Annotated in this window: 10 protein-coding genes and 1 pseudogene; 7 read left to right on the top strand and 4 right to left on the bottom strand. The window is 36.6% G+C overall.

Going from position 1 to position 13,234, the window contains the following annotated elements; all coding sequences use genetic code 11:
* Window positions 1–52: 52 nt before the first annotated feature.
* Window positions 53–979 (bottom strand): class II fructose-bisphosphatase, encoded by a 927-nt coding sequence (gene glpX / locus AAGD93_RS05020; protein WP_264338238.1) that lies wholly within the window; start codon window positions 977–979, stop codon window positions 53–55.
* A 43-nt stretch (window positions 980–1,022) separates the two neighbouring features.
* Here glpX and AAGD93_RS05025 point away from each other — a divergent pair, with 43 nt between their 5' ends.
* Together AAGD93_RS05025 and AAGD93_RS05030 are read left to right on the top strand one after the other, a co-directional pair.
* Window positions 1,023–1,538: a hypothetical protein gene (locus AAGD93_RS05025; RefSeq protein WP_341819207.1), complete on the top strand. Its 516-nt coding sequence runs from the start codon at window positions 1,023–1,025 to the stop codon at window positions 1,536–1,538.
* A 50-nt stretch (window positions 1,539–1,588) separates the two neighbouring features.
* Window positions 1,589–2,389, top strand: a complete 801-nt coding sequence (locus tag AAGD93_RS05030) for a hypothetical protein (protein WP_341819208.1) — start codon at window positions 1,589–1,591, stop codon at window positions 2,387–2,389.
* Between the two features lie 85 nt (window positions 2,390–2,474).
* Here the strand turns inward: AAGD93_RS05030 and ppdK are convergent, their stop codons facing one another.
* Entirely contained in the window at window positions 2,475–5,210 is a 2,736-nt protein-coding gene (gene ppdK, locus AAGD93_RS05035) for a pyruvate, phosphate dikinase (protein ID WP_341819916.1), read from the bottom strand.
* A gap of 210 nt (window positions 5,211–5,420) precedes the next feature.
* On the opposite strand from ppdK, the gene AAGD93_RS05040 reads away from it, so the two are divergent.
* Window positions 5,421–6,272, top strand: a complete 852-nt coding sequence (locus AAGD93_RS05040; protein WP_096616857.1) for an Rpn family recombination-promoting nuclease/putative transposase — start codon at window positions 5,421–5,423, stop codon at window positions 6,270–6,272.
* Window positions 6,273–6,378: 106 nt separating this feature from the next.
* On the opposite strand, the gene AAGD93_RS05045 is transcribed toward AAGD93_RS05040, so the two are convergent.
* The gene (locus AAGD93_RS05045) at window positions 6,379–7,734 is read right to left on the bottom strand and encodes a phosphomannomutase/phosphoglucomutase (RefSeq protein ID WP_341819209.1); all 1,356 of its coding nucleotides are present in this window, start codon (window positions 7,732–7,734) and stop codon (window positions 6,379–6,381) included.
* A 137-nt stretch (window positions 7,735–7,871) separates the two neighbouring features.
* Here AAGD93_RS05045 and AAGD93_RS05050 point away from each other — a divergent pair.
* The 3 genes and pseudogenes from AAGD93_RS05050 to AAGD93_RS05060 all read left to right on the top strand — a co-directional run bounded on the left by AAGD93_RS05050 (window position 7,872) and on the right by AAGD93_RS05060 (window position 11,449).
* Window positions 7,872–10,162, top strand: a pseudogene (locus AAGD93_RS05050) (hypothetical protein).
* Between the two features lie 521 nt (window positions 10,163–10,683).
* Complete coding sequence (locus AAGD93_RS05055) at window positions 10,684–10,944, top strand: hypothetical protein (protein WP_341819211.1); 261 nt, start codon at window positions 10,684–10,686, stop codon at window positions 10,942–10,944.
* Window positions 10,934–11,449: a transposase gene (locus AAGD93_RS05060; protein WP_341819212.1), complete on the top strand. Its 516-nt coding sequence runs from the start codon at window positions 10,934–10,936 to the stop codon at window positions 11,447–11,449. Before AAGD93_RS05055 ends, AAGD93_RS05060 begins: the two co-directional genes overlap by 11 nt.
* A gap of 352 nt (window positions 11,450–11,801) precedes the next feature.
* On the opposite strand, the gene tsaD is transcribed toward AAGD93_RS05060, so the two are convergent.
* Complete coding sequence (gene tsaD / locus AAGD93_RS05065) at window positions 11,802–12,809, bottom strand: tRNA (adenosine(37)-N6)-threonylcarbamoyltransferase complex transferase subunit TsaD (RefSeq protein WP_341819213.1); 1,008 nt, start codon at window positions 12,807–12,809, stop codon at window positions 11,802–11,804.
* 125 nt (window positions 12,810–12,934) lie between these two features.
* Here tsaD and AAGD93_RS05070 point away from each other — a divergent pair, with 125 nt between their 5' ends.
* Window positions 12,935–13,156: a hypothetical protein gene (locus AAGD93_RS05070; RefSeq protein ID WP_341819214.1), complete on the top strand. Its 222-nt coding sequence runs from the start codon at window positions 12,935–12,937 to the stop codon at window positions 13,154–13,156.
* The last annotated feature ends 78 nt before the right edge of the window (window positions 13,157–13,234 follow it).

Here is a 13,234-nt window from a genome sequence, read left to right on the forward strand (position 1 = left end):
GATTATATCTTAATGCTAAATGTTGTAAAGCTAAAATTAGAAACTAAAAAAGCTAACATAAGTTCTGCATTGTTTGCAGCTTTATCAGCCTATTAGGCAGAATTATTAAAGAATTAGTTGAATAGGTATTATGATTCAATTTAACTCCATCCACAAGTTCTCCGCTTGTTACTCCAGTTGCAATGAACACTGATTCACCTCTTGCCATATCTTTTACGGCGTAGACTTTTTCTGGGTCATCAATATTTAAATTTTTTGCTCTTTCTCTTAACTGATCCGTGTCAAGTACTAATCTTCCCTCCATCTGTCCGTCGATAGAGCTTAGCGCTGCAGCCGCAAGCACTCCCTCTGGTGCTCCTCCTATACCGATATACATATCATGATTGCCATTTACTAGTGAAACTATGGCCGCAACATCACCATCATCTATTAGTTTAATTTTTGCTCCTAATTTCCTGATTTTCTCTATTAATTCACCATGCCTTTCACGTTTAAGTACAGTTACCACGAGATCATTCACTTTGCATTTTTTTGCCTTGGCTAAATTGTCTAGATTCTTTTCAATGCTATTTTTTAGTGAGACTACACCCTCTGGAAGATTTTTTCCTACTGCTATCTTTTCCATATAAACATCAGGTGCATGTAAAAAATTACCTTTTTTCGTTGCAGCAAGAACAGACATTGCCCCTGATTTGTAATGAGCACAAATCGTAGTGCCCTCAAGTGGATCAACAGCGATGTCAATCTCAGGACCATTTCCTGTACCAACCTTTTCCCCAATATATAGCATAGGAGCTTCGTCTCTCTCCCCCTCGCCAATTACGATAGTACCATTTATTTCCATTGAACTTAATACTGTACGCATTGCATCAACTGCAACCTGATCGGCCTTTTTTTCGTCACCGAAGCCTGCTAGTTTATATGCAGCAAGCGCCGCAGCTTCGGTCACTTTAACTAATTTATAGGCTAAATCTTCCATCATTTGCTTTAAGAACTATATTCAATATATATCATGATATATCATGCTGCTTGAAACTGCAATATGTCTTGACTGGTTGTGGGAAAGTTGCTATAATAAAAATATTTATAGTGGTGGAATTACAGTTATGCCGTATAGTAATGATGATATTGAAGATCTGGCCTCGCACATAGCTAAAATGCTGCGATATACAGGGGACATTGATCTGAAAGACTTGCTAAAAGGTTCAAAATGGAAAGAAGTTAATTTTCAAGATGAATGTGAAGGAGGCAATTTATTAGGAGACTTACTTCTAAAACATGCAACCGAAAATAACAACTCACGCGTTAAGGATTTTCTCCTCAAAAATGGGTGTAAACCCCTTCAACAAGAGCAAATAACCGCAGCAATAAACAAGGAAGAAGAGGCACCTAATGTGGAAGAGAATAGAGCAGACAGTAATGAAGTAGATTCTAGTAACTCCATAAACCCTGGTATGACTGCTGAAGTACTTTACGGGCAACTAATACAAGGAAAAAAACAAATTCGGCAATTTTTGATTCGTTTGCAAATGCTGTAAGAGAGTCCAATATTACCGGCGATCGTAGCGTATTTCTAGATGTTGTAAAATTGTTTACAGATTTAGATGCTGTAATCTATCTTACAGATACTGCTTCCAGGACTATATTGGATATAGCTGCAATAACAAAACAAGCTGACGTTGTTAAGGTACTTTTGGATAGTGGCAAATTTAATGAAGAAGAAAAATTGCATGCCTTGAATTCTGCTATTGTTCAAGGTAATGTCCAAGAAGTTGAGCTAATTTTAGGTTACGTGAGTCCTGCAAACAGGAAAGAGGCTTTAGAAGTGGCCATACAGGTAGGTAAAACTGAAATTGTTAATGCGTTCTTGAATAGTGGTAAGCTTAATGAAGAAAACAGAGCAAAACCTTGCAGCAGTAATGGGAACATTGGTAGTAGACCTATAGCAACAGTTCCTCTAACCAGTACCAATGGTGATAATCATAATAACAAAAATAAAACGCCTGTAATACCAGAGGAAACAAATACTAAGCAAACTGCCACACCAAATAATGATAATAAAGCTAACGGCTTTGTAGATGCTCAATTTTCTATGCCAAATGAACAAGAAACTAAATATAAAGAGAGCAAAAAGGATTTTTACACCTCATTGACAAAAGATGTTGTTGGAGTTGTTATTACAGGATTATTCATTACTGCTGCTGTGATGGTTCCATTTGTAGCTGGTGCAGTAGTTTGCAGTGTCATAGCTGCTTTGATTGCAATATATACCGGGTTGCATGTAAAAAATTCTACATTACCAAGTTATAGGGAGATGAGAGAGAATGAAGTTGAACGTGTAAAAGGATGTCATCCCAGTGCCCAGACACTGGGATCCAGAAGGCCATAATAAAAACTAGATTCCAGCGTCACGCGCTGGAATGACACCCTCTGGTGGGCTCAAACCATATGAGTAGCCAACACTGCCACTATACTTACCTAGCAAATTTAGATCTAACACTAAACTGTGCTGCCACTAACTTTGCAATCGGTACTCTATAGGGTGAGCATGAAACATAATCCACCCCTGATTCGATGAGAAACTCTATAGATCTTGGATCTGCTCCATGCTCTCCACATATACCTAGTTTTATTTCTTTTCGGGTTTTTTTGCCTCTTTCAATAGCTATCTTGATTAACTCCCCTACCCCTTCGATGTCCAGCACTTCAAATGGGTCGTTTTCGAATATGTTGCTTTCCTTATAAGAATCAAGGAAATTAACTGAATCATCTCTTGAAAGTCCCATGGTTGTTTGCGTTAAATCATTAGTGCCAAAACTAAAAAACTCTGCATGTTTTGCTAACTTATCAGCAATCAGTGCTGCTCTTGGTAGTTCTATCATCGTTCCAATTGAATAAGCCTTGTCTGATGTCATTCCAGCGCGTGACGCTGGAATCTGCGTCTGGATCCCAGCTGAGATAACAGAGGATTCTTTCTTTGCTAGCTCGCATATCAGAATAAATTCTTTCTCGCTCATGATAAAAGGAATCATGATTTCAGGCTCCACTTCTATCTTCTTTTCTTTCTTTAATTCACTTGCAGCACTAAGTATTGCCCTAATCTGCATGCTATATATTTCAGGATGAGAAATAGCAAGTCTACAACCTCGATGGCCAAGCATTGGGTTCTTTTCTGATAACTGTGCTATTTTATTTTTTACTGACTCAACTGACTTACTAAGTGATTTGGCAATTTTTTCTATAGTAGACTGATCATTGGGTAAAAATTCATGCAAAGGTGGATCAAGCAACCGTATAGTGACTTCCCTGCCCTCCATAATAGAAAATATTTCTTTGAAATCAGACTTTTGCATTTCTTCTAGTTTAATGAGCGCATTTGCCCTTTCATTTTCATCGTCAGCTATTATCAATTTTTGAATGAATTCGATTCTATCACTAGCGAAAAACATATGTTCTGTGCGACATAAGCCTATACCTTCTGCACCGAATTCTTTTGCAATTTTTGCATCTTTTGGAGTATCAGCGTTCGCTCTCACTTTGATCGTTTTGATTTCATCTATCCAGTTAATTATCGTTTTGAATTCTTGCGATAATTCAGGTAAAATTGTAGGGAGAATGCCAAGCATAACCTCCCCTGTTCCTCCGTTGATGGTAATTGGTTCACCTTTATTTACTTTTGTATCCCCTACAGAAAAGAAAGTTCCATCTTTATCGATATAAAGTCCACTCACACTGCAAATGCATGGCTTACCCATTCCACGGGTTACAACAGCAGCATGCGAGGTCATCCCTCCCCGTGCTGTTACTATGCCACTTGCAGCATTCATTCCATTAATATCTTCAGGACTCGTTTCTGACCTTACTAAAATCACTTTTTTGCCCTGCTCTGCAGCTTTTTCAGCATCACTTGCACTAAACACTACATATCCAGAAGCAACCCCTGGAGAAGCCGGCAGTCCCTTCCCTATTACTTTCTGGTCACCCTTAACGTCAAGAACTGGATGCAATAAATTGTCAAAAGTTTTTGGATCAATTCTCAATATTCCTTCTTCTTTTGTAATCGTTCCTTCGTTTACCATATCAACTATTATGCGAATAGCAGCTTCAGCCGTGCGCTTGCCAGACCTAGTCTGCAAAATCCATAACTTACCGTCCTGCACAGTAAATTCGATATCCTGCATGTCTTTATAATGCCTTTCAAGTTTTTCACATGCCACGCATAATTCTCGGTAGACACTTGGCAGCAACTTCTCCATGGTGTTTTTTTGCTCTCCGTCAATTGGCATAGGAGTATAAACACCAGAAACCACATCCTCACCCTGAGCATTAACCAAAAACTCACCAAAAAGCTTTTTTTCTCCAGTTGAAGGATTTCGTGTAAATATCACACCAGTTGCAGAATTATCATTTAAATTACCAAAAACCATTGCTTGCACGTTGACCGCTGTTCCAAGGTTTTCAGGAATATTATGTATTCTTCTATAGGAAACAGCCCTATCATTTTTCCAAGAGGCAAATACTGCATTAACTGAGTTTAACAATTGCTCTTCAACGTTCTGCGGGAAATGTTTCTCAGTTTTTTCATATACTATCTTTTTAAAATCGTTAACAATTCTCTTTAAAACATCAACATCAAGATCAGCTAAGCTTTTTGCTCCACTCTTTTGCTGCTCATTATCAACAACATCTTGAAATAGGTGATGATCAAGCTGTAGTACAACATTGGAGTACATCATGATGAAACGGCAGTAGCTATCGTAAGCAAAACGTTCGCCACTTTTTTTTGCAAGCCCAACAACAGTTTCATCATTTAGACCAACATTTAAAATAGTATCAAGCATGCCCGGCATTGAACTAACACTACCAGAGCGTATTGAAACTAATAAGGGATTATTTAAATCCCCAAATTTACAACCGATGTCATTTTCGAGCATCGCCATGTAGTTTTTGATTCCACTACATATGTCATTCCAGTGCGTGACCACACTTTTTTCTGGATCCGAGTAGTCAGCTACTTGGATAACAGAAGATCTATTGTCTTGATAATAGACTTTGCAAGCAGAGGTGGAAATTGTGAAACCAGGTGGAACAGGAATGCCAACATTGCACATTTCTGCTAAATTTGCCCCCTTCCCTCCCAGCAGATTTTTCATTTCTGCATTGCCTTCACACTTGTTCTGGCTGAAGTAATGTATTAATTTTTCTTCCATCATTTTCCCCTGATTTTCACTGATAAACACATTGTACATATAGTTCCAATAAACCTGTGAGAACTTGAAACCTTAGGATAATAAATTTTACAAAATTTTGCAACAACGTTCCTTACAACAACATCAGTAAAGTTAACAAAAAAGACGACAAATTATTGAATTATTATTAATAAGAATATATAACATAAAGATACATTTAAAAATTTTTTTATGGCTCTTTCTAAATTTCTCGACCCCAAGAATGATGTTGCGTTCCGGCGTATTTTTGGTACTGAAAAAAATAAAGACATCCTCATTCACTTTCTCAATGATATTTTGGGGTTCACTGGCAAAGATGAAATAAAAGAAATAGAATTCCTCAGCACTATTCAAGATGCTGAAATTGCCTCTAAAAAACAAAGTATCGTTGATGTTCTTTGCAGGGATGAAAATGGGGTGCAAGTAATAGTCGAAATGCAAGTTGCCAAAACTAAAGGCTTTGAAAAACGCGCTCAATATTACGCTGCTAAAGCTTATTCAAGGCAAGCTGATAAAGGTGATCAATATCAGGATCTTAAAGAAATCATTTTTATAGCTATTGCTGATTGTATTCTCTTTCCTAATAAATCTGAGTATAAGTCAGATCATGTAATGTTAGACAAAGATAGCTATGAACATGATTTAAAAGATTTTTATTTTACATTTATTGAGTTACCAAAATTTCCTAAAACTAAAGAAGACCAATTGGAGAGTATAGTTGAAAAATGGATCTATTATTTTAAATATGCAGATGAAACTAGCGAAGAAGAATTGGAAAAGATAATAGGTAGTGATGTAATAATTAAAAAGGCATATGAAGAACTAAATAGATTCAACTGGTCAGAGAAAGAATTTATTGCCTACGAACAGGAAATAAAACGTATTCGTGATGAACGGGCTGTTCTTGAACAAAAACTTGATGATGCTAAAAAGGAAGGAAAAATTGAAGTTGCAAAAACAATGCTGGCTAATAATGTTGATGTCACCACTATTGTTAAGTTTACTGGCCTCTCCATGAGTGAGATCAAAGAATTGCAGAATTAAGTGGACCCGCAAACGGTTACACGAAATAATGCTGCAGCCTGACCAGGTGATAAGTACATTTAGCCTATTTATCTTTATACTTTCATGTCAATTTTATAAATCAAATTTATTTCTGTGAGTAGCTACAATTTAAAGACCTTGCTTCATCAATGTAATGGAACAAAACCTTTTTAGTAAGTTCAAAACCCTCTAAAGTCTCTCCTTCGCATCTTGCTGTAATGCAGTTTTGCGTATTTGATACCCTAAGAAGCCACCAACCTTTATTATCGGTTACCTTAACACCATCAAGATCTGAAAATACAATATTTTGCTTCTCCAGTGTTTTCTTTATTGATTCAATTATTTGAAATTTTTTCTCATCTTTCACTACAATCTTTACTTCATGAGTGATATATAACTTCGGTAAATCCTCAATCACCTGAGATAGGCTTTGGTTTTTCTTAAGCAAAATGTCAACTGCTTTAACAGCAGAATATAGCCCATCATCAAAACTTAGCTCAGAAAAGAAGAAGTGCCCGCTTAATTCACCAGCAAACTTTGCCTCTTCCTCTACCATCTTCTTCTTAACTAGTGAATGTCCAGTAGCGCAGGTAATAACTTGCCCTCCTAACTTGCTAACAAAATCATGCACTTTCATACTCATTTTTACGTTAGCAATAACTTTGCTTTCTGGATATTCCTCCAACACTTCACGTGCAAAAATTATAAATAAATGGTCATTGGAAACAACGTTGCCTTTATTATCAATTAAGCGCACCCTATCGCTATCGCCATCTAGCGCAATGCCAAGATCACATCCATATTCCTTCACAATGTCAATTAATTGAGCAAGATTTTTTTCCTCTATGGGATCTGGATCATGCAGTGGAAATGCCCCATCTATAGAGTTATTGGTTACGATGTGCGTATGACCAGGCAAGATCTTTTCAATATACCTTATAATTCCACTTGCTGGACTATTTCCACAATCCCAGGCTATTTTTAATTTCTGTGTAGTATCGTTCTTCACTGCACTTTTTAATATGCTAATGTACTCACTATATATATTTATGTTAATTAAGCTTCCAATTCTTGTGCTGTTTTTAATTGGACTGCTTATAATTTCCTTTATCTCTTGATCTGAGAAGACTTTTTTATTACTAAAAAATTTAAAGCCATTATATTCGCTGGGGTTATGAGAGGCAGTTATTATGATACCAAGATCCGCCTGTGTGATTTGTGTTGCAGCGTAAAGCATAGGTGAAGAGCATAGTCCAACGCGTATAACATTTGCACCGGATAAAGTTAAGCCCCTAATTAATTCTCTTTCTATACCTGGTGAATCTATTCTGCTGTCGTAGCCGACACAAACACTAGCTACGGTTTGGCCAAACTTTCTACCTATCTCGTACCCATCATTAATCTGCAAGTCTTTGCCTACTATACCTCTAATATCGTATTTTCTTATAATGGTATTGTCCATACTGCACTGCTTAAGGAGTAACTACTATATAACATAATGGACAAGTGCTCAAGTTTCTTCTTCATTTACCCACATAATTAGTTGATTTTTTAATTAAAGTTGTTAATATTATAGTATATTTCTAAAAGTGTAAAATTATGCCAGAGGAAAACGAAAATGTATTTATAGCTGAAAGTCAAAGTTTAGATGTAGATGAACAAAAGAAAAATGATACTTTAAATGTCATTGAATCTTGCAACGATCTTCAGGATTTTATCAAAAGACTGGAGGAAGAAAATTTAATCTGGTCTTTATTGGTCCTTTACGCAAAGATGAGGACATTACAGGACAGATAAATTTAAAGTGGGAAAAGGAGTTCCAAAAATTTGAGCAATCAATAGACGCAATGCATAAAGAACTTAAGTCGTCTCTGCCTAGTCAAAATTTCTTAGCGTATTCAACAACAGATAATGACTTCAAAATTAGATTTGAAAATGAAGAAAAACCAATAGAAATTAGCAATATTTTAAGGGCCAGCAGTGAAGGTAAGGTTTATAACATATCTTTAGGGAAAGATAGTCAAATAACTGCAACCAAAAAAGGCAGCAAAAGGCACTATGATTTTACTGGTTCAAGCTCATGTGAAATGACCATTAATTGGCAGGCTAAGGATTCTGAAGGTAACAGCATAGACTGTAGCATGACCGTAAAATTGGATTCTGGTGGTATACAGAGTGTTATTGGTGAGCCAAAATTTGGAGGAATAACGAGTTCAGAAGAAGTATTAAAGTTAGTTGGACAAAATAAAGAAGTTTTTATCAACAGAAAAACTCTGTATCAAGCTTTTACTGATATAGGTCAAGATATGGACAGTCTCGAGCCCACACAAGATCTATCATCGCAATTGCCTACACCAAGCAGCAGTGGGTATTCCTCTCCTAGCACACCTTCTTCACGTAGAAGTTCTTCTTCTGTTGAAAGCGAGATTGGTGATGAAGAGTCTGAAATCACTGATGAATACATTGACGATGACTACGATGAACAAGAAATACACAAAGATTATAAGAAAAAGTATGAACAAGAAGGATTAAAAGGTGTAGATGAGGCTATAAATGAAATTAACAAACTTGCAGAGCAGCGTGACAATCTAAGCTTAGAACGTGACTCCTTGAGAGATAAAGTTAATGAACAACAGCGAGTGATATTTGAAAGAGATCAAAGAATAAAGGAGCAAGATGCTTCTATTAAGTCACTTATAGAGAAACTCGAAAAATTAGAAGAACTTAATCAAAAGATAGAAAAAGAAGGTGATACACAAATAAGCGAATTAAGTGAAGAAAAGCAAACTGGGGAAGAAGAAGCTGAAAGACTTAAAGCTGAATTAAAAAGGATGACGCAAGAATTAGCTTGGAAGAATCAAAATATTGAGCAGTTAACACAAAAGATAGAGAAAGAACTGCAGGATAAAAATGATGTAATAGAAAGCTTAAATGATAAGTTGAAAGATAAAGAAGATGAAGTTCAATCAGTAAATGGGATAAATAAAGAACTACAGAAGAAATTGAAGCAAAGTGAAGCTAATTTAACTGTACTAGAGAAAAAGAGTGCAAATTTGGAGAATGATCTGAAGAAAATAGTGGAAGGTTTAAAGGATGATCATAAAAAGCAGTTGGCAGAACAGTTAATGGAAACAAAAAAGGAAAACAATACATTGGCTGAAACGGCGAGCCAATTGTCTAAAGAATTAAATGAATTACAGAGAGAAAAGGAAGATTTAGAGAGGGAAATTCGACAACTTGAACCTGGAAGATCACTTGCAGATGAGCTAAGCGAAGAAAATACGAAGAGGGAAATAGAAAAACTTCAATATCAACTTAAGGAAAAGGAAGGGATGTTAACGTGTACACAGGAAGAGCTGGCATCTGTCAAAGAGAGTCTAGAGCAACTGCAGAACATATTACAGCAGGAAAAAGGTCAGGCAACTCAAACTGAAGTTGAATATGAAAGTAGAGGAACAAGCATGCAGCAGCAAGACCAAGGTATACAAGCTGTAAACAACAACTCAAGCAGAATAGCTAGTGGGTTAAGACAAGAAAACAAAAAATTGACTAGAGACAAACTAACTATATCTGAACAATTAAAACAAAAAATAAGAGAGATTGACGAGTTAAAGAAAAATTTAAAGCAACTGCAAGAAGAAAATAAACAACTAAAACAAGAATTTACCAAAAATGCAGGCGTTGATGCATCATCTTCAACAGGTCAAAAAGAAGCTAAAGAAGCAGAAGTTATACCGCAAAACATTATGGATTGGCCTGTTCCAATTCCAGACGATAAACCAGAAGAGCAGAAAACTCCATTAGAGCCAATCAAGGTAAATACAGAATTATCAGATCCAAAATCAATCTCCGCTGAGGGTCCGGAAAAATCTCCTCCTCTTTCAAAATGATGAGTTTTGCTTCTATAGCTGACCCAAGCAACACGTCATCCCGCGATTTATTCGCGTTATCTCAGCCGCTAACACGTAGCGGGATACTTAACCGTCATACCGTGATTTATTCACAGTATCTCTTAGCCACTAACAAGCAGCGGGATGACAGCAATCCTACGTCATGCCGCCGCGGTATCTCTAGATCCCGCTAACTAGTAGCGGAATGACGAATTTTTGTTTTTCAAATTATAGCTAAACATACTGTAATTGCTATTGAATGATGGAGAGACATACTCCATTATTTTAGCACGAAGTAACAAATTCAATGAATTGGTTCTTCAAAAATAATTTAAACTTTTACAGTAGGTCATGAAATATTATAGCGATCTCATTAAAAGAAACTTTTATAAGTATCGTTGATGAGAAAGGAAAAGTTGTTAAGGAAGAAGTTGTTGCAAGCGAAAGTAAGGCAATAGCAGATTAGCCAAGGCAAAAAATACGAATCCATAGGAATAGAAAGTGGACAGTTGTCAATATCAATGTGCAAAGAGTTAAGGAGTTTTGGATTACCAGTAATTTGTGTAGATGCAAGGCATATGGCAGCAGCGTTGTCTGAAAGAATCAATAAGAATGATAAAAACGATGCGAGGGGTATAGTGCAGATGATGAGGGCTGGAAGAAGTGTTAGTAAAATCAGTTGTCAAATTAAAATAGCGCTTGGAAGCAGAAGACAGCTAATGTGTAGCAAACAGCAGGTTATTGGAACAATAAGAGGGTTGTTGAAGATACATGGTCGGTAAAGGATCAAAATTTGAAACTTTCGCTTTAAGAATACAAGAGGCAATAAATAATTTGGATGAAATCAGTAGGAGTTCAATTGAAGCGTTAGTTTGTAGTTTGGAAGGAATAGAAAAGTCATTAAGAAAGCTTGACAAAATGCTTTCAGAACAAGGTGAAAAAGACGATGATTGTAAATTGTTAACTACTGTTCCAGGAGTGGGAATTATAGTAGCAATGACGTATAAAGCTGCAATTGATAACCCACATAGGTTTGAGAAATCTGATACAGTTGGAGCATATATAGGGTTGACACCAAGGCAATATTCTTCTGGAGAAGTTGATCGGCATGGCAGCATATCAAAGATGGGACCAGCGGAATGTAGAAGTATGTTATATGAAGCTGCACAAACAATGCTTACAGTTACCAAGAGGACATTTAAATTAAAAAACTGGGGTTGCGAAGAAAAAAGGAATGAAAAAAGCAATTGTAGCAGTAGCAAGAAAATTAGCTGTAATTATGCATAGGATGTTGGTTGATAAAACAGAATTTTATTATCAATAAACATCAAAAGAGCATAGGACAATAATTTTATTGAAAATAAAGATAGCAATGCCGATGGAAGGGACAAGCAAGAACTTAGTTAGACTTCGTGGTAAATATGTTGCCGTCCACTTCCGCCTAACAAGTATAATGCGGCTTGACAAATTTATTGTCATCTCAGACCGCGGAGAGAACCATATGCTACTTTTAACTTATGTAAAATTACCAAGGATTATGGAGAAGATATGCTGTTTTGATTTGTGTGAAAATTATTGTTGACTTATGTGCAATTAGAAAACCTAAGTCACTTTAGCTATAATTCAGAATTGAGAGCTTTTAATAACTCTCTAACTCCCACTTAGGTCTTGGTGCAAAATTGAGAGAATCTATATAATTTTTCTGTAACCTTTCAATTCCTGTCCATCCAACCATAATTGCATTGTCTGTACATAGGTCGTTAGGGGGAAAAAATATGTTTAAGTTTATGTGTTGTTTTAATTTTTCTCTCAAGAAATTATTTGCTGCAACTCCGCCGGTAATCACAAAGTCATTGATTTTGATATTTAAAGATTCGGCCATAATAATCGCATTACTAACCCTGTCCAGCAGTATGTCACTAATACACTCTTGAAACGAAGCACATACATCACACACATCTTGCTCGCTCATTTTAAGTTCTTGTACTAAGTTTTTTACTGCTGTTTTAATCCCAGAAAACGAAAAGTTACATCCAGAACGTTTTATCATTGCCCTTGGCAGTTTGAATCTTGTGCCATTGCCTTTTTTAGCCAACTTTTCAATTAATGGGCCTCCTGGGTAGCTTAAACCCAGCATCTTAGCAACTTTATCAAATGCTTCTCCTAGTGAATCATCGAGCGTTTCTCCAAGTTTAATGTATTTACCTACATCCTGTGCAATTAAAAATTGACAGTGACCACCTGATATTAGTAGGACTAAAAATGGAAATTTTACCTCATGCAGTAACCTAATAACCAATGTATGCGCTTCTAAGTGATTCACTGCAATGAACGGTTTTTGTGCTACATGCGCAATTGCTTTAGCCATCATTGTACCAACTATTAATCCACCTATGAGTCCTGGTCCTGACGTTGCTGCAATTGCATTGAGGTCACAAAAGTTAAGGTTAGATTTTTCCACGACGCTTTTTATTAGACCACTTAAATGCTTCATATGAGCACGTGAAGCTATTTCAGGGATCACCCCACCACGTTTTTTGTGTTCTGCTTGGGAGAGAATTTCGTGAGCAAGGACTTGCTTGTCACTATTTACAATCGCTACTGCAGTTTCGTCGCAGCTTGTTTCAACAGCTAAAATGGTTTTCATGTATATTCGAGCACTTTATTATCAAAACTATATCTTGAAACGCTGTAGAAGTTAACTGTAAAGTTAACTTCTACAGCTAAAAGATTTACCGACAACCGTCATCCCGCTGCTTGTTAGCTGATGAGATGCCGCGAATGAATCCACAACTGTACGAACATTATGATTTGAGAGCAATTTCCACTAGGAAGGTGTCATTCCAGTGCCTCTATGATGTCATCCCAGTGCTTGACACTGGGATCCAGCTTTTTCATAATCATCAAAATGTTGTATTTTTACATAAAATGGCTACTTTTATGCTTACCAACTTAATAAAATTCCTGAATCCCAGTGTCTGGGCACTGGGATGACACCCCACTGGTAGGAATTGCTCCCAAACTACAACGTTCGTACAGTTGTGGAATGAATCGCGGTATGACGGTTCGCGG

This window comes from Wolbachia endosymbiont (group A) of Brachyopa scutellaris (assembly GCF_964026995.1).
Classification (GTDB): domain Bacteria; phylum Pseudomonadota; class Alphaproteobacteria; order Rickettsiales; family Anaplasmataceae; genus Wolbachia; species Wolbachia pipientis.

Bases quoted from the DNA above. Each gene is read 5' to 3' on its own strand.
- glpX (WP_264338238.1), bottom strand. From the start codon at position 979: ATGGAAGATTTAGCCTATAAATTAGTTAAAGTGACCGAAGCTGCGGCG.
- AAGD93_RS05025 (WP_341819207.1), top strand. From the start codon at position 1,023: ATGCTGCTTGAAACTGCAATATGTCTTGACTGGTTGTGGGAAAGTTGC.
- ppdK (WP_341819916.1), bottom strand. From the start codon at position 5,210: ATGGAAGAAAAATTAATACATTACTTCAGCCAGAACAAGTGTGAAGGC.
- AAGD93_RS05040 (WP_096616857.1), top strand. From the start codon at position 5,421: ATGGCTCTTTCTAAATTTCTCGACCCCAAGAATGATGTTGCGTTCCGG.
- AAGD93_RS05045 (WP_341819209.1), bottom strand. From the start codon at position 7,734: ATGGACAATACCATTATAAGAAAATACGATATTAGAGGTATAGTAGGC.
- AAGD93_RS05055 (WP_341819211.1), top strand. From the start codon at position 10,684: ATGTGCAAAGAGTTAAGGAGTTTTGGATTACCAGTAATTTGTGTAGAT.
- AAGD93_RS05060 (WP_341819212.1), top strand. From the start codon at position 10,934: ATGGTCGGTAAAGGATCAAAATTTGAAACTTTCGCTTTAAGAATACAA.
- tsaD (WP_341819213.1), bottom strand. From the start codon at position 12,809: ATGAAAACCATTTTAGCTGTTGAAACAAGCTGCGACGAAACTGCAGTA.
- AAGD93_RS05070 (WP_341819214.1), top strand. From the start codon at position 12,935: ATGCCGCGAATGAATCCACAACTGTACGAACATTATGATTTGAGAGCA.